Annotated in this window: 18 protein-coding genes; 7 read left to right on the forward strand and 11 right to left on the reverse strand. The window is 55.7% G+C overall.

The features are described 5' to 3' along the window. Positions 1 to 128: 128 nt before the first annotated feature. Genes LA5095_RS20795 through LA5095_RS20805 form a run of 3 tightly spaced genes read right to left on the reverse strand, consistent with a single transcriptional unit; the run spans position 129 to position 3,236 of the window. The gene (locus LA5095_RS20795) at positions 129 to 1,193 is read right to left on the reverse strand and encodes a TRAP transporter substrate-binding protein (protein WP_055118413.1); all 1,065 of its coding nucleotides are present in this window, start codon (positions 1,191 to 1,193) and stop codon (positions 129 to 131) included. Between the two features lie 16 nt (positions 1,194 to 1,209). Then, entirely contained in the window at positions 1,210 to 2,766 is a 1,557-nt protein-coding gene (locus LA5095_RS20800; protein ID WP_055118415.1) for a TRAP transporter large permease, read from the reverse strand. After that, a complete protein-coding gene (locus LA5095_RS20805; protein WP_208992792.1) occupies positions 2,763 to 3,236 on the reverse strand; it encodes a TRAP transporter small permease subunit in 474 nt (157 codons plus the stop codon). Before LA5095_RS20805 ends, LA5095_RS20800 begins: the two co-directional genes overlap by 4 nt. A gap of 512 nt (positions 3,237 to 3,748) precedes the next feature. Between LA5095_RS20805 and LA5095_RS20810 the strand changes: the two genes are divergently transcribed. Further along, positions 3,749 to 4,291: a peroxiredoxin gene (locus LA5095_RS20810; RefSeq protein WP_055118418.1), complete on the forward strand. Its 543-nt coding sequence runs from the start codon at positions 3,749 to 3,751 to the stop codon at positions 4,289 to 4,291. Between the two features lie 125 nt (positions 4,292 to 4,416). After that, positions 4,417 to 5,298 carry a Vgb family protein gene (locus tag LA5095_RS20815; protein ID WP_055118419.1) on the forward strand — a complete coding sequence of 294 codons (882 nt, stop codon included), beginning with the start codon at positions 4,417 to 4,419 and terminating at the stop codon, positions 5,296 to 5,298. Between the two features lie 48 nt (positions 5,299 to 5,346). Here LA5095_RS20815 and cydX read toward each other — a convergent pair whose 3' ends face one another. The 5 genes from cydX to cydD all read right to left on the reverse strand — a co-directional run bounded on the left by cydX (position 5,347) and on the right by cydD (position 11,950). Beyond that, the gene (gene cydX / locus LA5095_RS32115) at positions 5,347 to 5,472 is read right to left on the reverse strand and encodes a cytochrome bd-I oxidase subunit CydX (protein WP_082442831.1); all 126 of its coding nucleotides are present in this window, start codon (positions 5,470 to 5,472) and stop codon (positions 5,347 to 5,349) included. A 12-nt stretch (positions 5,473 to 5,484) separates the two neighbouring features. Next, positions 5,485 to 6,642: a cytochrome d ubiquinol oxidase subunit II gene (gene cydB / locus LA5095_RS20820; protein WP_055118421.1), complete on the reverse strand. Its 1,158-nt coding sequence runs from the start codon at positions 6,640 to 6,642 to the stop codon at positions 5,485 to 5,487. Positions 6,643 to 6,648: 6 nt separating this feature from the next. Beyond that, positions 6,649 to 8,250: a cytochrome ubiquinol oxidase subunit I gene (locus LA5095_RS20825; protein ID WP_055118423.1), complete on the reverse strand. Its 1,602-nt coding sequence runs from the start codon at positions 8,248 to 8,250 to the stop codon at positions 6,649 to 6,651. A gap of 254 nt (positions 8,251 to 8,504) precedes the next feature. Beyond that, entirely contained in the window at positions 8,505 to 10,181 is a 1,677-nt protein-coding gene (cydC, locus tag LA5095_RS20830; protein ID WP_055118425.1) for a thiol reductant ABC exporter subunit CydC, read from the reverse strand. Beyond that, positions 10,178 to 11,950 (reverse strand): thiol reductant ABC exporter subunit CydD, encoded by a 1,773-nt coding sequence (gene cydD / locus LA5095_RS20835; RefSeq protein WP_055118427.1) that lies wholly within the window; start codon positions 11,948 to 11,950, stop codon positions 10,178 to 10,180. The genes cydC and cydD overlap by 4 nt, the downstream gene beginning before the upstream one ends. 271 nt (positions 11,951 to 12,221) lie before the next feature. Between cydD and LA5095_RS20840 the strand changes: the two genes are divergently transcribed. Next, positions 12,222 to 12,539 (forward strand): hypothetical protein, encoded by a 318-nt coding sequence (locus tag LA5095_RS20840; RefSeq protein ID WP_055118994.1) that lies wholly within the window; start codon positions 12,222 to 12,224, stop codon positions 12,537 to 12,539. 58 nt (positions 12,540 to 12,597) lie between these two features. On the opposite strand, the gene LA5095_RS20845 is transcribed toward LA5095_RS20840, so the two are convergent. Further along, on the reverse strand, positions 12,598 to 14,094 hold the full coding sequence (locus tag LA5095_RS20845; RefSeq protein ID WP_055118429.1) for a CoA-acylating methylmalonate-semialdehyde dehydrogenase: 1,497 nt from the start codon (positions 14,092 to 14,094) through the stop codon (positions 12,598 to 12,600). A 278-nt stretch (positions 14,095 to 14,372) separates the two neighbouring features. Between LA5095_RS20845 and LA5095_RS20850 the strand changes: the two genes are divergently transcribed. Then, positions 14,373 to 15,257, forward strand: coding sequence for a LysR family transcriptional regulator (locus tag LA5095_RS20850; protein ID WP_055118997.1), 885 nt, complete (start codon positions 14,373 to 14,375; stop codon positions 15,255 to 15,257). Positions 15,258 to 15,432: 175 nt separating this feature from the next. Continuing rightward, positions 15,433 to 15,666, forward strand: a complete 234-nt coding sequence (locus LA5095_RS20855) for a DUF1871 family protein (protein WP_055118431.1) — start codon at positions 15,433 to 15,435, stop codon at positions 15,664 to 15,666. Positions 15,667 to 15,718: 52 nt separating this feature from the next. Here the strand turns inward: LA5095_RS20855 and LA5095_RS20860 are convergent, their stop codons facing one another. Together LA5095_RS20860 and LA5095_RS20865 are read right to left on the reverse strand one after the other, a co-directional pair. Continuing rightward, on the reverse strand, positions 15,719 to 16,324 hold the full coding sequence (locus LA5095_RS20860) for a thiamine phosphate synthase (protein WP_055118999.1): 606 nt from the start codon (positions 16,322 to 16,324) through the stop codon (positions 15,719 to 15,721). A gap of 38 nt (positions 16,325 to 16,362) precedes the next feature. Continuing rightward, entirely contained in the window at positions 16,363 to 16,890 is a 528-nt protein-coding gene (locus LA5095_RS20865; protein WP_055118432.1) for a P-loop NTPase family protein, read from the reverse strand. A 147-nt stretch (positions 16,891 to 17,037) separates the two neighbouring features. Between LA5095_RS20865 and LA5095_RS20870 the strand changes: the two genes are divergently transcribed. Then, the gene (locus LA5095_RS20870) at positions 17,038 to 17,973 is read left to right on the forward strand and encodes a pirin family protein (RefSeq protein WP_055119001.1); all 936 of its coding nucleotides are present in this window, start codon (positions 17,038 to 17,040) and stop codon (positions 17,971 to 17,973) included. A gap of 564 nt (positions 17,974 to 18,537) precedes the next feature. After that, positions 18,538 to 19,431 carry an ROK family protein gene (locus LA5095_RS20880; RefSeq protein ID WP_055118436.1) on the forward strand — a complete coding sequence of 298 codons (894 nt, stop codon included), beginning with the start codon at positions 18,538 to 18,540 and terminating at the stop codon, positions 19,429 to 19,431. Positions 19,432 to 19,435 lie beyond the last annotated feature (4 nt).

A 19,435-nucleotide genomic window follows, 5' to 3' on the forward strand; every position in this document is an offset into this window, starting at 1 on the left:
ATTGGCCAACTCTGATCGCCCGGTTCGTCCTGGAACCCAGGGCATTGCCGGCATCACATCACCCGGAAGGATCGGGCTGAATGGCGGTTCCGGCGGACATGAATGGCATGCCGCCGAAACCTGATTTGTCAGACCCGTTGTGTGAAGGTGGCCGCTTTCACTTCGATGGCATAGTCTTTTGCAAGATCCAGAAATGCATCGTAGCTCTTCTGGACTTCGGCGAATTTTGGATTGGCGGAAGCATTTTCAGCCATGACTTCGCTGACTGCTTTCTTCAGTGCCGCTATCACATCTTCGGGGAACGCACCGAAAGTCACGCCCTCCGACTTCAGCTTCTGCATGGCGACTGCATTGAAATAGTCGAATTGTGCCGTCGTTTCGACAGACGTCGCTTCAGCTGCATTGGCGATGACCGCCTGGAGATGCGTCGGCAGGCCGTCAAAGGCGTCCTTGTTGACGACGATTTCCAGCGCTGCGGATGGTTCGTGGAAGGCCGGGACGTAGCAGTATTTGGCAACTTTCTGGAGGCCAAAAGCCATGTCCAGCATTGGCCCGACCCATTCGGCGGCATCGATCGCACCGGACTGGAACGCCGGAAATATTTCCGGAGGCGGCAGCAAAACGGCATTGACGCCCAGCTTGCGCATGGCTTCTCCACCGAGACCTGCGATCCGCATGTTAAGACCAGCCAGATCATCAAGGCTTTCGATAGGCGTCTTGAACCATCCGGCGGCCTGGACGCCGGAATTGCCGGAATAGAAGGGTTTCAGACCGCGTTCGGCATAGATCCCGTCCCAAAGCTCCTGCCCACCGCCATAGCGGAGCCAGGCGGTTGTTTCCACTGCGGTCATACCGAAGGGAACGGCTGAAAAGAAGTGCAATGCGGAGTTCTTGGAAGCTGCATAATAGGGCGTCGAATGACCGATCTCGGCTGTGCCCTGTTCGACGGCATCCTCGACCCCGAAGGGCGGGACCAGTTCGCCTCCGGAAAACACCTTGAGGGTCAGTTGACCGTCGGACATGGCCGCGACGCGGTTGGCAAACGACGTTACGTTGGTACCGACACCGGGCGCCTTGGCTGGAAAGGATGTCGGCAGCTTCCATTCCACCTTGCCCTGGGCAATGGCAGGCGCTGCCAGAAGCGTTGCAGGTGCGGCGACCGCCCCTGCTCTCAGAAAATCCCGTCTTTTCATGTCAAATCTCCTCTGATCAAAACAAAACTCCGGGCAGCCAGGTCGCGAGCGCCGGAAAGACGGCAACGAGGCCAAGTGCCAGCAACTGGATCGCCACGAACGGTATCACGGCGACATAGATCTGCGACGTTCGAATGTCTTCCGGCGCAACGGACCGGAAGTAGAACAGCGCGAAGCCGAATGGTGGCGTCAGGAATGATGTCTGCAGGTTAAGCGCAATCAGCACGGCGAACCAGACGGGGCTGATATCTGTCTGCAGGATGATCGGACCGACGATCGGCACGACAATGAATATGATTTCCACGAATTCGAGAATGAAACCAAGCAAAAAGATCACCAGCATTGTCAGCAACAACATGCCGTAAGCGCCACCCGGCAGTGATTGCAGCAATTCGGCCACATGTTCGTCGCCGTCAAACCCCCTGAAAACCAGGGACAAAATACTCGCCGCGATCACTATGCCGAAGATCATGCCGGTTATGGTCACGGTCTCACGCAGCGCTGCCAGCAGCACGCCGTTTTTTACAAGCGAAGTGGAAATGGTGAGGAGCAGTCCAAGTACGATCGCTGTCAGGGCAACCGAATAGATCGACTTGACCGTCCAGCTGATCTTTCCCGCTTCGAATACCAACCCCAGAATGCCGGACTGGCGCAGGAACAAAAGACACAAGGCCAGCAGGGCACATGCAAGGGCCACCCGGCCGACAGTGCCCCCCTGCCCGCCAACCGAGATCAACAGTGCACCGGCAACACCGACGCTGGCAGCTTCCGTCGGCGTGGCAATGCCGACGAGAATACTTCCAAGCACGGCAATGATCAGCCCCAGCGTTGGAGCAATGCTCCAGGTCAGCTCCCGGAAAGTGATCCGGGACTGATCAATTGCGTTGTCCGGTTGGCTGTCCGATCGCCGCAGCCTGAAGAGGACATAACCGGCATAAAGCGCGACCAGCAGGAGACCCGGAAGCAATGCGCCGGCGAACAGGTCGCCAACCGTGACAGGGTCCGGTGCGAAGTTCCCCGCCTCCTGTTGCGCCTCGAAATAGGCATTCGAGACCTGGTCCCCCAACAAGATCAAAACGATAGAAGGAGGGATAATCTGTCCAAGGGTTCCGCTGGCACAGATCAGCCCGCTGCTCATGTGTTTGTTGATACCTGCCTTGAGAAGCGCCGGCAGCATGATGGTTCCGAGCATGACGATGGTTGCACCGATGATCCCGGTCGAGGCTGCGATCAGCGCGCTTACAAGCACAACGGACAGTCCGAGCGCCGACTGGTTTCCACCCAGTGCCGTCGAAAGGCTTTTGAGCATCCGCTCCGCCTGCTGCGATTTTTCCAGAAGCAGACCCATGAACACGAACAAGGGCACCGCCAGCAAAAGCGGGTTCGACATGATGCCGAAGACCCGTTGCGGTACCGCCTGGAAAAACACCAGGTCGAAGTCCCCCACCATCGCCGCCAATAGAGCGATCAGTGTCGAGGCACCGGCGATTGCGAGCAAGACGGGAACACCGGACAAGATGCAGCAGAAGACAGCCACGGTCATCAACAACAGCCAGAATATATCAGCGCTCATGAAGCATTCCGCCGAAAGAAACCAATGACCCTGACGAGCGTCAGAAGCACTATCAGGGTCGGCAGAACAAGCAGACAAGTCTTGACCAGAAAGAGGCCCGGTAACCCGCCGGTTTCCGGCGAACCTTCAAGGATCACCCACGAACTTCGCACCAACGGGTAAGCCATCCACATCATGATTGAAAATACGGGCAGTGCCAGGAAAAGGTCTCCCAGCCAATCGATCCACCGATTGGCATTCCCGCCCAGTTTCTGACGGAAGATATCGACGCGCACGTGTTTGTCGGCGCTGAAAGTCACCGCCACGGACAACGCGACAAGAGCCGCAAACGCATAATTGACCGCATCCTGGATTTCAAGAAAGCCATATCCCAGCAGGTAGCGCATGAGAACCATGGACAATTGTCCAAGAAAGACGATCACGGCAAGAACCATGCAAATCCGGCGCACACCTGAAAACACAGCACGCATCAAAACTCAAATCCTGCCACTTGCAGATTTCCATACAGAATCGCCCTTTTGAGGCGGCATCAATCTAGGGAGCAATCCTGCAATTGTATACAGACATCTGATGAACTTCCTAAGCGAACATTCGCGATTTGATCCGTGCGGGTAGCGTGATCTGCAAATCGAAATCAAATCGTTGATACACCGCCTTCTGATGCCGACCGTGCAGTGCGGCATGAAGCCTCATTCCGAAGCGACTCTCAGGCGCCATGTGATTGCTCGCTTATTGTCGATTATGGAAATTATTGTATTTTTTCAATATATTACAAAGTCGACACCCTCAATCTGGTGTGTGGATTTAACTCATTTCACGTTAAAAATTCACCTTGCGGCGATGCAGCAACTTCGATACGCGATTTCTACCGGATGCTTGGTGCTCTGCACCCGGCGGGCGTATTACCCGTTCCGGAATTCAACACAGTATCCGTCATGAAATCCCGTCGCCCTGAAGATATTGATACATTCGGAGTTCAACCATGCTCGGCAAGAAAATTCCCTTCGTTACCTTTCGCACCCGCGTCCGTGACGATTCAATCGAGGGACCAAATCCGTTCCGCTGGGAAGACAAAACCAGTGACGACTATTTCAGCGACAAGAGAGTTGTGCTGTTTTCTCTTCCAGGTGCCTTTACCCCGACCTGCTCTACATTCCAGCTGCCGAATTTTGAAAAACTCCATGGTGAGTTCCAGGCAGAGGGCATCGATGAGATCTACTGCATTTCCGTCAACGACGCTTTTGTCATGAATGCGTGGGCCAAGGCACAAGGTGTTGAGAACACAAAGGTGATTCCGGACGGGTCCGGCGAATTCACACGCAAGATGGGCATGCTTGTCGCCAAGGACAATCTCGGCTTCGGAATGCGGTCCTGGCGTTATGGCGCTGTCGTTGATAACTGCGTTGTCGAGCAGTGGTTCGAAGAAGACGGCTTCTCCGACAATTGCAATACCGACCCTTACGGTGTCTCTTCTCCGCAGAATATCCTGGAACAGCTCAGAGCAGCCAAGATTGAAGCCGCGTAGGCCGAGCACATCATGCCGATGCCTGAAGAACCCTGGCCAATCGCCAGGGTTTTTTTGCGTCTCTTTTCCTCTGGTCTTGACGATCGCGCCGCCTATTTCATTTGTAGTTATGGAGGAGACTGCAAATGCGCAAGTGTGTCGGGATGGCGGCCATCGTTTCGTCTTTCGTTTTTTTGGTCCCGGCTATAGGGCAAGAATCTCCAGCTCCCTTCGCCTCTTTCGACAAGGCCGGACCAGAAGAATTGAACGACCCGCACGATCTTGCCTTCGGCCCGGATGGCCGTCTCTACGTTGCAGACAAATTTGGCCACCGGATCGCCGTGCTCGATCCTGATTCACTCGAGCTGGTAGAAAGTTACAGTTCGGGAAAACTGCCCGGTGTTCACGATGTTTCCTTCGGTCCTGACGGACGTATCGCGGTCGCGGTGACGGGAGCGGGCGGCGTTTTTGTCTACAGCGGACTGGAAACGCTGGATATTGCACCGACCGCTGTTCTGGCAGCACCGCGTACCGAAGGCGCACTTGCCCACAGCAATGGCCGCATTTATGCCATGGCCGGGGGAACCGGACTGTTGATCGCCTATGAAAACGGCGAAGCTGTTGCCACTGCGGGCTCGCACCCGGGAGCGCACGACGTGGCCGAAGGACCGGACGGATCTGTCTGGGTCGCCGATAATTTCAACCGCCGCCTTGTTCGTTATTCCCCTGAACTGGAAAAACTACAGACTGTCGATGGTCCGGAATTCGGGTTTTACGGACCAAGGTATCTCGATGTCGATACTTTCGGCAGGCTTGTCGTTGCAGATCAGGACGCTCATCGCATCTTGATGATCGATCCGGACGCCGAGGGTGGAGCCGTCCTAATCGGCGTGCTCGGAACAGGTCGCCCTGGCAAGGGAGCGAACCAATTCGATGACCCGGAGGGCGTCGCAATCCGGGGCAACGAGTACTATTTCTCCGACAGCGACAACAACCGGATTGTCCGCTACACGGTCGCGATAAACTGAGCCGGAATGGAAACGGCCGGACACATGGTCCGGCCAGTTTGACCGGACTCAGAGACGCTGACGGCGTTCCCGTTCATGCCGTTCGTCATCTGACCTGAGTTCAAGCCACATGGCATTCAGGATTGCCAGACAGCAGGCCAGCGGCATTCCAAGGATCCAGGCAAAATACCACATGCGATTGTCTCCTCAATAAGCCGTGTGATTGTCGCGCTCGATCGTTTCTTCGTCGACCTTGCCCCAGAGCACCTTGTAGACCCATGCCGTGTAGACAAGGATGATGGGCAGGAAGATCAATGTTGCGACCAGCATGTTGAACAGCGTCCTGTGCGTCGAAGACGCATCCCAGACGGTCAGGCTCGCTTCGGGCTGTACCGAAGACGGTAGAATGAACGGAAACATAGAAATGCCCACCGTCGCAATGATCCCGACGATTGCCCATTTCGAGAACACGAAAATGAGCATTTCGAGACGGGTCTGAAGCAATACCAGCGTTCCGATCAAGCCGAGAAATCCCAGACCGGGAACGAGCCACAACCAGGGATATGTCGCATAGTTGGTCATCCAGGCTCCATCTTCGATAACAGCCTGTTTGGCGAGCGGATTGGCCTGCATGTTGGGGTCAACTTCGGACGTAATCCTGAAACCGTCGACATATCCGCTTGCCACCAGATATCCGCCGAGCGCGAAGAGGATAATTGCAAAAAGCGCCGCCATCGTTCCGTATCTGCGGGCTCGCCGCGCAATCTCACCCGATGCCCGCATGACAAGCCAGACGGCTCCGTGCATAACCAGCATGCTGACAGACAACAAGCCGCACAGAAGCGGGAATGGCGAGAACAGCCCGAAGAACGAGCCCTCGTAGGTCATCCGCAAATCATTGTCGAGCGAGTACGGTACACCAAGCATCACGTTGCCGACGGCAACTCCGAAGACGAGCGCAGGCACGAAAGAGCCGATGAAGAGTGCCCAGTCCCAGCTGCTGCGCCAGGAGGGGTCGGGTTTCTTCGACCGGTATTTGAATGCGACCGGTCGCAGGATCATGGCGGCAAGCACCACGAACATTGCAAGGTAAAAACCGGAAAAACTGATCGCATAGAGAGGTGGCCAAGCGGCGAAGATGGCTCCGCCACCGAGTATGAACCAGACCTGGTTTCCCTCCCAGGTCGCTCCGATCGTGTTGATCACCACCCTTCGTTCGATATCCGTCTCGGCAATGAAGGGCAGCAAGGCCCCTACTCCCATGTCGAAACCATCGGTTACGGCGAATGCAATCAGAAGCACACCGAGCAGCACCCACCAGATGACTTTCAGCGTCGAGTAGTCGATCAATTCATAAAGGATCATCGCGCTTTACTCCGCAGGAACTGGGACTGTGCCGGATACGGGGCGTATTGATGCCGGCGGCACTTCTGGCTCTTCACCATCGTCAGGGCCGATCCTTATGTACTTGAACATCAACGTGACCTCGATCACCAGAAGCGTGCTGTACAAGAGAACAAACCCGGCCAGCGTGAGGAGAACTTCCACCACGGACAGACTTGAAACTGCCGCCGACGTCGGCAACATGCTTTCGATGATCCACGGCTGGCGACCGTATTCGGCAACAAACCAGCCCATCTCGCAAGCAACCCAGGGAAGCGGTATCGACCAGACGGCAACATGCAGGAGCCAGCGTCGCTTTTCCCTCAGGACATCGAGTTTTCCGGCCGAAGAGTAGTAGAAGAAGACCGATGTCAACAGGATGAAGAAGAATCCGCAAGCGACCATGATGCGAAAGGCATAGAACATCGGAAAGACGTTCGGAACGGTCGACCATGCAGCCTCGTCAATCTGCTCGGTGGTCGCTTCCATCGGGTTGTCGGTATAGGGAAGAAGCAGATAGGCATACCCGAGTGAATTGGCGTTATATCGAAACGTCTCACGGACCTCTTCAGACACTGTGTCGGGATTTTCTCTGATTTTCTGCAGCGCGTCCCAGGCGACCGCGCCCTGGCGGATCCTGTCCTTGGACCGGTCAACCAGCTCGTGGATACCGGGAATGATCGTATCGAGCGACCGTGTTGCAATAAGTCCCATGACATACGGCACCTCGATCGCGAAAATATTCTCGCGATTTTCCATATCGGGCCATGCAACAACGTTGAAGGCCGCTGGAGCCGGCTCGGTATGCCACATGGCCTCTATTGTCGCGAGCTTCATCTTCTGGTTCAGATTGGCCTCATAGCCGCTTTCATCACCGAGGACGACGACTGAAAGCGCTGAAGCAAAACCGAATGCCGAGGCAATTGTCATGGAGCGCTTGGCGATCTGCAGATGCCTGCCCTGCAGCATGTACCAGGCGGATATACCCAGCATGAAAAGGGCAGCCGTCACGTAACCTGCCGATACCGTGTGAACGAACTTGGCTTGGGCAACCGGGTTGAAAAGCACGTCAAAGAAGCTGCTGACTTCCATGCGCATGGTGTCGGGATTGAATTCGGCACCGATCGGGTTCTGCATCCAGCCGTTTGCGATCAGGATCCAGAGCGCTGAAAAATTCGTTCCAATTGCCACGGCCCAGGTCGCTGCAAGGTGCTGCCGCCTGGAAAGCTTGTCCCAACCGAAGAAGAAAAGGCCGACAAAGGTTGCTTCCATAAAGAAGGCCATCAGCCCTTCAATCGCAAGCGGAGCTCCGAAAACGTCCCCGACATACTGGCTGAAATAGGCCCAGTTCATACCGAACTGAAATTCCATTGTCAGCCCGGTTGCGACGCCGAGAACAAAATTGATTCCGAAGAGCGTGCCCCAGAATTTGACCATGCGCTTCCAGATCTCGCGGCCGGTCATCACATAGACCGTTTCCATAGTCGCGAGCAGAATGGACAACCCAATGGTCAAGGGTACGAACAGAAAGTGGTAGAGCGCGGTCATGGCGAATTGCAGCCGTGACAGATCGACGACGCTTAGTTCCATTGTATTCCCCCTCTTCAAGCCGGCGGCTTGAGCTCAAGGTCAGGCGGACCTCTGAACCGATCCGGTGCCACTTCCCTCACACTCTTTCAAGCAAGGACGCGCATTCCGTTCCCGTCAAAAAACCAGTTCAGAGCAATACACTAACTGCTTCGGATGGTGGCGCAGCCACACCACAAGGTCAATGCGACAGATCGTATTCGACAACTTAAAATCGCAGAAAACTGCGGCAGGATCCTTTGAAAAAACGAAACAATTCAGGGCAGCCGCGTGTCACTGCCGCTCAAACGAACGACACGGTCTGCAACATCAAGTTCACGATCCTTGTGCGCAATCATCAAGACCGCCTGATCTGTCCTGAAGTCAAGAAAACGCGCCAGAACCTCGGCCCCAGTGTTCTCGTCCAGACCTTCAGTCATTTCGTCCAGAACGTACAGGCTTGGTCGCGTCAGGAACGCTCGCGCCAACGCAAGCCTGCGTTGCTCGCCTCCGGACAATCCGAGGCCCGCTTCGCCCAGAATGCTTTGCAGTCCTTCCTCGCCCTGAGCAATTCGCTCAGCCAGGGCGGATCGTTCCAGAGCTTCCCATAGCTCGGCCTCACCGGCATCGGGATTGGCAATACGCAAATTCGCAGCAATGGTGTCGTTGAAAAGATAGGGCCGCTGGCTCAGAACAGCTACGGATCGGCGCAAGTCACTTTCGGAAAAATCCCTGATATCTGTCCCGTTCAGCCAGATTGTGCCTTTGTCGGCATCAAGAAGCCGAGCTGCGAGCGAGGCCACCGTGGTCTTGCCACAGCCGCTGCGCCCGGCAACAGCCACGACCTCACCGTGCCCAATTTCCAGCGACAGACCATCCAGGATGGGCCGCGCCGCGCCAGGATAGTTGAAGCGCACCGATTCGAAACGTAAGACAGCATCCGTTGTATCTTCCAGCTCACTTGGCGCTTCCGGTTTTGCCGTTGATCCATCAGTTCCCGCATTCTTCCTTCGCGCCGCTATCGAACGTTCTGCGGCCAATTCCGTTCGCGGCAGATTTGCCAGGCCAGGAAGCATTGCCGAAAACAGTTCGGGCAAAGCCATGACCACCAGCACAAGGCCAACGGCGGGTGCAAGCGTCAGGCGTCCATCCGCGACCTCCCAGGCGCATACAAGGAGCATAAAGGCAAGAAAAGTCTGACCGTTCAGGCTCGATAAACCGACGAGCCGGTTCGACCGTTGCTCCAGCTTTTCCTCAACTTCCATCAACCGGCCGTCTGCTGTCAGAATATGGTCTGCTGCATCTCCAAGACCGCCATAAACGGCGATATCGCGCCTCCCCCCGGCAAGATCGGCCGCACGCAGACGCATGGCATCTGAGGCGGCATCCGCCCGGCGAACGGTATTGCGTTCAGAATTGTCAAAAGACCGCCACGCAAGAATTGCCCAGGCTGCGATGAAGATCAGGCCAAAAGTGAAAACCGCCCGGGAAACCGTTGCCCAAACGACCAACAGGAAAGTCGCCACGATCACGGCAAGCACGATTGGGACCACGAGACGCAGGTAGACTGAGTCGAGCGCGTCTATGTCCGCCGTCAATCGGTTCAAGACGGTTCCGGACCGCTTCTTTTTCGCCGGCTCAATCGCGTAGGCCTCAAACAGGCGGTTACGCAAGTCAGTCAAGAACCTGAACGTCGCATCATGGGTCAGCACGCGTTCGCCGTAGCGTCCGGCTGTCCTGATGATGGCAAGCGCGCGAATGATTGCGCTTGGTGCGAAAATATTGAGAAAGGCACCACTCAGTCCTGCCAGCGCCGCGGCCGTGATGAACCAGCCCGAGACACCTAGCAGAAGAATGCCCGCAGCAACTGGCAACAAGGAAACCGCAATACCGACCCAGAAATGGAGCCTGCTGAAGCGTTGCTGGCTCTTTATGAATTGCCAGACAGCCGTCATTTCACGTTCTCCGGCGCCACAGGCGTTTTTGCAATGTCCAGATCAAGGTGTCGCCCGGAAATTTCCAGGACGGCCGGGTCATGGGTCGCGATGAGGCACGTTCGTTCCTTCGACAGAATTTTCAAGCCTTCGATCACATCCGCAGCAGTGTCCGGGTCTAGGCCGGCAGTGGGTTCATCAACAATCAGTATCCTGGCTTCCTTGCGCATCGCGGCACGCGCCAGTGCGATCCGCCTGATTTCGCCGACCGACAGACCAAAACCGTCTTCACCAAGTTGCGTCGCCAGGCCGCGCGGCAGCCGGCTGACCAAATCCTGGGCGCCTGCGAGGTGCAGCGCAGTCTGGATGTCGGCATCTTGTACCCCGGATGGATCCGGCATTGCCTTGAGCAGATTTGCCTTCACGCTGCCATGGAACAACCGCGGCGCCTGCCCGAGATACATGACCTTCCGGCGCAACGCGTCCGCGACCATTGAAATGTCATCCCCGTCAACGAGCACATTGCCGCAGTCAGGCATTCGAAAGCCCAGAACAAGATCCAACAAGGTCGTCTTGCCGCACCCGCTTCTGCCGGTGATCAACAGCGTTTCGCCAGGCTCGATCCGACAATTGAACCGGTCGAATACTTTGCGACCTGCCAGATCGATCGTTACGTTGCCAAAGGAAATGCCGGGAGCTTCGAAAAGCCATTTCTTGTCCTGGTGCATTTGCGGCTCAACGGCTGTCCTCACCGCGGAGACAGCAGCAGCCGGCGTATCGATGGCATCCAGCATTTCAGACAATTTCTGACGAGCGGCAAGCCCAGCTGCACGGTCATGGTAAGCAGCGGAAAAAGATCGCAAAGGCGCAAAAAACTCGGGCGCCAACAACAGGATAAACAATCCTTGCGCGTATCCGAGCGACTTCCCCCAGACACCGATCTCGATATCACCAAGCAGCGAAAACCCGACATAAACTGCCGAAAAGGCAATCCCTAGAGCGGAAAACAACTCCAGGACAGTCGACGACAGGAAGGCGACCTTCAAAACCCGCATGGTGCCGAGTCTGAAGCGTTCACCGGCATCACGGATTTCGGATCTCGAGTTTCCAACCGCGCCGAACAGGACAAGTGTCTCCAATCCTCTTATCCGGTCCAGAAGCATACCGCTTAGTCGTGCCAGTTCCTCCTGCTGATCGGCGCTGGCAGTCTTGGCGCGCGCACCGATCAATGCCATGAAAACCGGTATGACAGGGCCGCTGATCACGAGGATCAACGCTGCAAGCCAACTGAACCAAGCCGTCACAAGGACAATTGCGAGCGGAACCAGCTTCAGCCTCATAAATTGTGGCCAATAGTTCCGGTAATAGGGACCGAGCAGATCGACCTGATCGGTGACATGCGCAGCAAAGGCGCCTGAAGGCGGAAAACTCTGCGCCGGTGAACGTGCTATCGCCGCAAAAAGGAGGTCCCCACGTGCCTTCTTCTGAATGCGCCGAGCCGCTCGTTGAGCCTGGCCCTGAGCCAGTATCTGCAGATACACTCGAATGAGAGCGATCATGACAAGACCGGCGACACATGTCAGGAGCACAACCGGCAGCTCTGAATTTGCGCCTTGGCTGTCGACGGTTACATCTGAAAGGACCAGACCAAGTGGCCATGCAATGAGGCCGGCCTGCGGAATCCAGAGAAGATCGGCGACCGCCAGAATTGTCCCGGCCCAGTTCAGCGCCGTTTTTTCGGAGATGTCGGCATCACCGATCTCCTGGCCACTTTTTCCGCTGTTTTCCAAGTCCTTCCCCAGTGCACCGCAAACCGTATGACGCGTATTTGCGCAACGATCAGGATTGTCTCCCCGTCAATCATGGTTTGCGTCACTGCGCAAGGAACCATCCGAGGAACACCTCTTACATTCTCGAGCGGCGTTTCTCCACAAAACGTCGGTCAAAAATCGAGGACGTTTTGGCGCATCGCGTTTTCAGTGTCCTGACGGAATGCTGTCAGGAGGCCTGTGCGATGAAGGCAAACAGGGAATATTCCCTCCAATGTCCAAGGAGAAAGAGATGAGTGACCCCTGCCTTGAGGTGGTGATTTTCAAAGTCAAAGACAGCGAAAAAGCCCGCGTTGCCCGCAGAGCAGCGCAAGACACCGTCAAACACTATGACGGTTTCATCTCCTGGACCGCCTACGAGTCCTGCGAGGAGAAGAACCTGTTCGCCGACATTGTTCTGTGGAAGGATCTGACGACTGCCAAGGACGCGGCTAACAAGGTCATGAAGGACCCGGCCTTTGTGGCCATCATGGCGGAAATCGATGGATTGATATCAATGTCTCACTACACGGCAGACCGTGTTGTCGAAGCAAACGCTGTTGCTGCCTGACAAAAAAGGGGCGGCAAAGTGTGCCGCCCCTTTTCATCAACAACAGATACGGAACCAACTACATTGTCGGAATGACAAACTCGGCACCGTCCTTCAGGCCCGACGGCCAGCGGGAGGTCACGGTCTTGGTCCGTGTGTAGAACTTGAAACCGTCAGGACCATGCTGGTTCAGGTCTCCGAAACCGGATTTCTTCCAGCCACCGAAGGTGTGATAGGCAAGCGGCACAGGGATCGGCACATTGATGCCGACCATGCCGATATTGATCCGGGAAGCAAAATCGCGCGCGGTGTCGCCGTCACGCGTGAAGATCGCAGTGCCGTTTCCGTATTCATGGCTAAGCGGCAGATCCAGGGCTTCTTCGTAAGTCTCAGCACGCACAACAGACAGGACAGGGCCGAAGATTTCGGTCTTGTAGATGTCCATGTCCCTGGTGACGTTGTCGAACAGGCATCCCCCCATGAAGAAACCGTCCTCATAGCCCTGCATGGAAAAATCACGGCCATCGACGACCAGGCTCGCGCCCTCCTTGACACCCTGGTCCACCAGTCCCCTGACACGACCAAGTGCTTCCTTTGTGACGAGCGGTCCGAAATCAACGTCATTGCCGGCGGTATACGGCCCGATTTTCAAGGCTTCAACCTTGGGCGCCAGCTTCTCAATGAGCGCATTTGCAGTCGTTTCACCGACAGGAACGGCAACAGAAACAGCCATGCAACGCTCGCCGGCAGCACCATAGCCAGCACCGACCAGTGCATCGGCAGCCTGATCCAGATCGGCATCCGGCATGATGATCATGTGGTTCTTGGCACCGCCGAAGCACTGTGCCCGCTTGCCGTTTGCTGTCGAGCGGGAATAGACATACTGGGCGATCGGTGTGGAACCGACGAAACCGACGGCCTGAATGGTCTCGGCGTCGCAGATAGCGTCAACCGCGCTCTTGTCGCCGTTGACAACGTTCAAGACACCCGCCGGCAACCCTGCTTCGATCATCAGTTCCGCCAGCATGATCGGCACGGACGGATCGCGCTCGGAAGGCTTGAGAATGAACGAGTTGCCACAAGCGATAGCCGGACAGAATTTCCACATCGGTATCATGGCCGGAAAGTTGAACGGCGTGATACCGGCGACAACACCGAGCGGCTGGCGCATGGAGTACATGTCGATGCCGGGACCTGCACCTTCAGAGAACTCACCCTTCAGGTGATGTGGGGCACCAATGCAGAATTCGGCAACTTCCAGACCACGGATAACATCTCCCTTGGCATCCGGAAGCGTCTTGCCATGTTCACGGGACAGAGCTTCCGCGAGCTTGTCCATATCGCGGTTGAGCAGGTCGACGAATTTCATCATGACTCGGGCACGACGCTGCGGGTTGGTTGCAGCCCATCCGCGCTGTGCCGCTGCGGCATTGGCGATCGCAGCGTCCATTTCAGCCTGACTGGCGAGCGCAACCTGCGCCTGGATTTCTCCCGTCGCCGGGTTGTAGACGTCGGCAAAACGACCAGACGTACCTTCCACGTGCTTGCCGTCAATAAAGTGACCGATTTTCTGCATATCGCATGTCTCCCATCTGGCCCGAGGCAGCCAGCCGACGGCTGATCTCCCGGAAAATTTGTTCTGGTGTTTTTCGCTCTTATTTTTGTTATATACAAGATCCAGTTTTCCGGATCTGTTGTGCGTTTTTTATAGTTATGTCATCTATCTGCCATAACCTTGCAAACACTCCTGGAATTGTCATCCCTGAAAAGTGCGGGATCCGGGATGTGGTGCTTCTGACAGTTCCACGAAACCAGCAACTTTTTGACCAGGGCAGAGACAAGGTCATGAAATTAATGAATTGGGACGACATCAGAATTTTTCTGACCATTGCAAGAACAGGTCAGATTCTGGCAGCAGCAAAACGCCTTGCCCTGAACCATGCAACCGTCGCAAGGCGGCTTACCTCATTGGAAGAAAGCCTCGGCGCCCGATTGTTCGACCGATCAACGTCGGGCTGTGTGCTCACGGAAGCAGGCAGCCGCTTTTTAGACCGGGCCGAACGCATGGAAGCCGAAGCTGTTGCCGCGGAAGCAGACCTCGGCGGCGACACCCCGGAAATTGCAGGAACGGTCCGAATAGGTGCCCCAGACGGGTTTGGGGTGGCTTACCTTGCCCCGCGCCTTGGCAAGCTAACGGAGAGACATCCTGGCTTGACCGTGCAACTGGTTCCCATAGCACGTTCCTTTTCTCTCTCGCGACGGGAAGCCGATATCGCGGTGACGATTGACCGACCGGAAACCGGAAGGCTGGTCGCGGGCAAGCTGGTCGACTATGCCCTCGGACTTTATGCGTCCAGAACCTATCTGGAAACAAGGGGAACTCCCGCCTCTTCATCCGATCTAAGCGCGCACGATCTAATCGGCTACGTCGAAGATCTTCTCTATTCCCCTCAACTGAACTACGGGACAGAGTTTTCCAAAGACTGGACTGCCCGCTTTGAAATCGCCTCAGCTCTTGGCCAGACAGAAGCCGTTCGCGGCGGTGCGGGAATTGGCATACTTCACGATTTTATCGCGCGGGAGGACAAGGCGCTCGTGGCCGTATTGCCGGAATTGAAATTGCGCCGGTCATACTGGATGGTGACACACGAGAGTTCACGACCGCTACGGCATGTTGCCGCCGTTCAAGATTTTCTTCGCGATCAAGTCGCGCGCGATAAAACAATTTTCAGCGATTGAATTCTTCATCCATGTGTTCTGGCGCAAGTCCTATTGGTATCGCACGATCACGCACGCCTGATTGTGATTGCAGTCACAATCAAAGTGCAAAAAATCATGTATTAAAAAACAAGAATTAATTATTCCGCATATTCATGGAGTTTTACATCTAAAAATTACTTTTGAGGAGGCAATTATGTCTTTTGGATTTTCTTCAGACGACAAAAAGAACGAAACATTCAATTTTGACTTTTCCAATTCGGAACAGGATGTTGCTGATAATCTCCAGAGCACATCAGACGAAGATGACCCTTCAACCCTGGCTTATGTCGTGAAACATGTTTTCGTTAAGTCCTTTTCCACCAGCGGCGATGCTGATGACAGTGTTCCTACGGCGCAAGCCATTGATACAGACGACTATCTGATGTGACTTGAACCGGGCCAGAGCTGCATCAGATGCGTTGCAAACCTGTGGTTTGCCGCTAACGCCAGTCTTGCGTTTCCGCGATCCAGTCAAGTGTGCGTTGATCCGGAGTGGAATTTTTCGTGACATCGCTGATGATCGCGACGCTGTTTGCACCGCTTTGCAGAACATCCCTGCTCCGCTCAAGCGTGATACCGCCGATCGCGACCAGCGGCAAGTCGCCGATTTTCCGTTTCCAGCCTTCGATTTTCTCGAGCCCCTGAGGTTTCCAGCTGAGCGCCTTGGAACTCGTGGGAAACACCGGGCCCAGCGCCACATAGTCGGGTTTGACAGAAAGCGCGGCATCGAGTTCCGCGCCGTCATGGGTCGACACGCCCAGTCTCAGCCCAGCGCGCCGAATTGAAGCCAGATCTGCGTCTGCGAGATCTTCCTGCCCGAGGTGAACATAGTCGCAGCCAAGATCGACCGCCAGGCACCAGTGATCGTTGACGATGAGCTGACAACCATACTTCCGGCAAGTTGCCTGAGACGTTGCAATCTCCCGCCGCAGTGTTTCTTCCGACGCATCCTTGATGCGCAATTGGACGAGTTTGATGCCAAGCGGCACAAGTCGGTCAATCCAGTTTGAACTGTCAACGATCGGATAGAACGGGTCGAGATCCATCACACTCTCTCTGACGATGCTTGAAATCCGTGTTTCCATTAGCAAGTCTGGCCAGTTGGAGCTTGCAAAAAGGCAGCGAACTCCGACTTTGTTCGAATGCGAACAACCCGGAGATGTTGCGGAGGGTTCTCATAGATCTTCATCAATCTGGCGCGCGCGCTGCGCCGTGTACGCCAGATGAAGTGCAAGAACTCGATTGTTTGCAAGTTGAAACGTTCCGGACATCCTTCGGCCAGATCAGGGCGCGATTGCCCGTAGTACCGCAGCGATCGTTTCAGCACCCGGAATATCCTCAGGGCAACGGGAATATCAAGCCAGACAAACGTGTCGGCCCTGGAGACGCGCTCTTCAAATGTATTGGAATGGCCACCTTCAAATATCCAGGAATCCTTCATGTGCACTTCGTGGGTCAGAAGATCTTTTTCTTCCCGGGTGCGCTCCAGCCAGCCCGCACGATAATGGATCTTGTCCATGTGGTAGACGGGCAGGCCTGACTGCTTGCCGAGAAGCCGAGCGAGCATGCTCTTGCCCGACCCCGGGCCACCGACGATCATCACCCGTTTCATGGAAGCACCTTGATAAGGAAATTGCGGGCCGACGTTATACACTCTTCCGATTGTCTGAAAAGATGGAAACGCACTGTTCAGTGGACACATTCACCACGCAGACCCAATTTAGGCTTCAGACGTGCATTGATTGGCAAGGAGAAGCCGATGAGCTGGTTGAACAGTCCCGATCCAATTCCCGGTGTTGCAACAAGCTGCGACCCTATCGACACGATTATCGTCCCGCGAACCTCTGACCTTGGTGGCTTTTCGGTTCGACGGGCCTTGCCCTCGGCAAGACGGCGCATGGTCGGTCCATTCATCTTCTTTGATCAGATGGGTCCGGCTGAACTGTTGGTGGGCGGTGGTATCGACGTGCGCCCTCACCCGCATATCGGTCTTGCCACGGTCACTTATCTCTTTGAAGGCGAAATGTACCATCGCGACAGTCTCGGCACCGAGATCGCAATCGCCCCGGGCGCGTTGAACTGGATGAGCGCCGGCAAGGGCATTGTCCATTCCGAGCGCGAGCGCCCGGTACGTCTGCAGGAAAAACGCCCGCTGTTCGGCCTGCAAAGCTGGGTGGCACTGCCGAAACAGCTGGAGGAAGGGGATCCCTCATTCCAGCACCATGGAGCAGAAGAGCAGCCTGAATTTGCAGATAACGGTGCCTCGGTGAAACTGATTGCCGGCAACCTCTATGGCCATGAGGCACCGGTGCAGACCGCATCAGACATGTTTTATGCGGATATTTCGCTCGAACCCGGTGCAAAGGTTCCTCTGGATGCCGGCTGGGAAGAGCGCGGCCTTTACACGATATCGGGACAGATCACTATTGCCGGGCAGCCCTTTGACCCCGCGCAGTTGCTGGTTTTCAAACCTGGCGACCATCTGGTGATCGAGAACACGACATCTTCACCCGCGCGGTTCGTCGTGCTCGGCGGTGAACCGATGGATGGAAAGCGATACATCTGGTGGAATTTCGTCTCGTCATCAAAGGAACGTATCGAGCAAGCCAAGGAAGACTGGAAACTAGGGCGGTTTGACACCGTTCCGGGAGATGCAGAGGAATTTATCCCGCTTCCAGACCGTCCAGGGCCGTAAAGGTGCGCATACCGCAATACCCTGCCTTCTAACAGCATACAGAGCCGGTCACTTCCGGCTCTGTATTTTTCATTTTCGCCTCTGCATCAGCAGGCCTATAACCGATCGTACGGTTTCGGTTGGTTTTGCGCGTCAGCTACTTGCAATCGCAACCGGTTCTCTGCCAATAAGGTGCCCGATCCGAGAGCGCTTCGCGCGCATTTTGTCTTGTTGACCGCGAGAGCCTCATGCAGAGCAAACATTCCGCTTCATGTGTCACTCGGGAACTCGAAAACGAAGTCTTCGGATCGGCAAGCGCGCTTTCTTTTGCGACTGGATCCGCAGTCGAAGCGTTTCGCGCAGTCTTTTGCCCGGCGCAAAGGACCAATGCATGGCCGCACGACGGCGGACAATATGAGAGAACGGACCGATCGATCTTGTTGGTTCTGTCCCAGGCCAGATCGCAATCTTCAGCGAAATTGAGGCGGCTGCGGACCGGACAGAATTGAAATGTGACGGCAATCAAGAAGACAAATCGAGCAAGGGCAAAACCTGTATTTGACTTGCTGACACGGGTGGAACGACATGCGGCTTGGAATTGACTGGGGCGGAACAAAAATCGAGATCATTGCGCTGTCCAACGAAGGCAGCGAACTCTTCCGGCAGAGAGTCGACACTCCCAGGGACGACTACCAAGGGTGCCTGGAAGCGGTAAAACATCTGGTAAATGAGGCAGAGACGGCGACCAGTCAATCCGGAACGCTCGGCCTCGGCATTCCGGGATCACTGTCGCCAAAGTCGGGCCTCGTCAAGAATGCCAATTCCACCTGGATGAACGGCAAGCCACTCGACAAGGATCTTGAATACGTCATCGGCAGACCTGTGCGTATCCAGAACGACGCCAACTGCCTTGCCGTCTCCGAGGCGACCGATGGTGCCGGCGCAGGTGCGCATATCGTTCATGCCGTTATCATCGGGACCGGTTGCGGTTCGGGGATTGCGATCGACGCCAGAGCACATCAGGGTGCAAATGGCATCGGCGGCGAATGGGGTGCGATTACCGTTCCCTGGCTCAAGGAAGACGAGTTTCCGGGGCCGGACAGCTGGATCGGGCACCAGGGGGTTATTGACCGCTGGTGTTCAGGTACGGGATTTCAGCTCGACTACAAGGAAAAAACCGGAACCTTGCTGAAGGGGCACGAGATCATGGCGCTCAAACGTTCCGGTGACCCCGTGGCAACACATGTCTATGAGGCTTATGTGAGCCGCCTCGCCCGGTCACTGGCAATGTCCGCCAATCTGCTTGATCCGGATGTTTTCGTTCTGGGCGGCGGCATGTCGAACATCGATGAGCTCTATGAAGATCTGCCGCCCGCCATGGTGCCTTACATTTTTTCCGATACGTTCGACACACCGATCCGCAAAGCCGTTCACGGCGACAGCTCAGGTGTACGAGGCGCCGCCTGGCTCTGGAACTGAACAG

Source organism: Roseibium album, assembly GCF_001404515.1.
Lineage (GTDB): Bacteria > Pseudomonadota > Alphaproteobacteria > Rhizobiales > Stappiaceae > Roseibium > Roseibium album.

Excerpts from the sequence above, each read along its gene's own strand:
- LA5095_RS20825 (WP_055118423.1), bottom strand. The coding sequence starts at position 8,250 with ATGGAACTAAGCGTCGTCGATCTGTCACGGCTGCAATTCGCCATGACC.
- LA5095_RS20845 (WP_055118429.1), bottom strand. The coding sequence starts at position 14,094 with ATGCAGAAAATCGGTCACTTTATTGACGGCAAGCACGTGGAAGGTACG.
- LA5095_RS20850 (WP_055118997.1), top strand. The coding sequence starts at position 14,373 with ATGAATTGGGACGACATCAGAATTTTTCTGACCATTGCAAGAACAGGT.
- LA5095_RS20880 (WP_055118436.1), top strand. The coding sequence starts at position 18,538 with ATGCGGCTTGGAATTGACTGGGGCGGAACAAAAATCGAGATCATTGCG.
- LA5095_RS20800 (WP_055118415.1), bottom strand. The coding sequence starts at position 2,766 with ATGAGCGCTGATATATTCTGGCTGTTGTTGATGACCGTGGCTGTCTTC.
- cydC (WP_055118425.1), bottom strand. The coding sequence starts at position 10,181 with ATGACGGCTGTCTGGCAATTCATAAAGAGCCAGCAACGCTTCAGCAGG.
- LA5095_RS20870 (WP_055119001.1), top strand. The coding sequence starts at position 17,038 with ATGAGCTGGTTGAACAGTCCCGATCCAATTCCCGGTGTTGCAACAAGC.
- LA5095_RS20795 (WP_055118413.1), bottom strand. The coding sequence starts at position 1,193 with ATGAAAAGACGGGATTTTCTGAGAGCAGGGGCGGTCGCCGCACCTGCA.
- LA5095_RS20815 (WP_055118419.1), top strand. The coding sequence starts at position 4,417 with ATGCGCAAGTGTGTCGGGATGGCGGCCATCGTTTCGTCTTTCGTTTTT.
- LA5095_RS20805 (WP_208992792.1), bottom strand. The coding sequence starts at position 3,236 with ATGCGTGCTGTGTTTTCAGGTGTGCGCCGGATTTGCATGGTTCTTGCC.
- LA5095_RS20865 (WP_055118432.1), bottom strand. The coding sequence starts at position 16,890 with ATGAAACGGGTGATGATCGTCGGTGGCCCGGGGTCGGGCAAGAGCATG.
- LA5095_RS20840 (WP_055118994.1), top strand. The coding sequence starts at position 12,222 with ATGAGTGACCCCTGCCTTGAGGTGGTGATTTTCAAAGTCAAAGACAGC.
- cydX (WP_082442831.1), bottom strand. The coding sequence starts at position 5,472 with ATGTGGTATTTTGCCTGGATCCTTGGAATGCCGCTGGCCTGCTGTCTG.
- LA5095_RS20810 (WP_055118418.1), top strand. The coding sequence starts at position 3,749 with ATGCTCGGCAAGAAAATTCCCTTCGTTACCTTTCGCACCCGCGTCCGT.
- LA5095_RS20855 (WP_055118431.1), top strand. The coding sequence starts at position 15,433 with ATGTCTTTTGGATTTTCTTCAGACGACAAAAAGAACGAAACATTCAAT.
- cydB (WP_055118421.1), bottom strand. The coding sequence starts at position 6,642 with ATGATCCTTTATGAATTGATCGACTACTCGACGCTGAAAGTCATCTGG.
- LA5095_RS20860 (WP_055118999.1), bottom strand. The coding sequence starts at position 16,324 with ATGGATCTCGACCCGTTCTATCCGATCGTTGACAGTTCAAACTGGATT.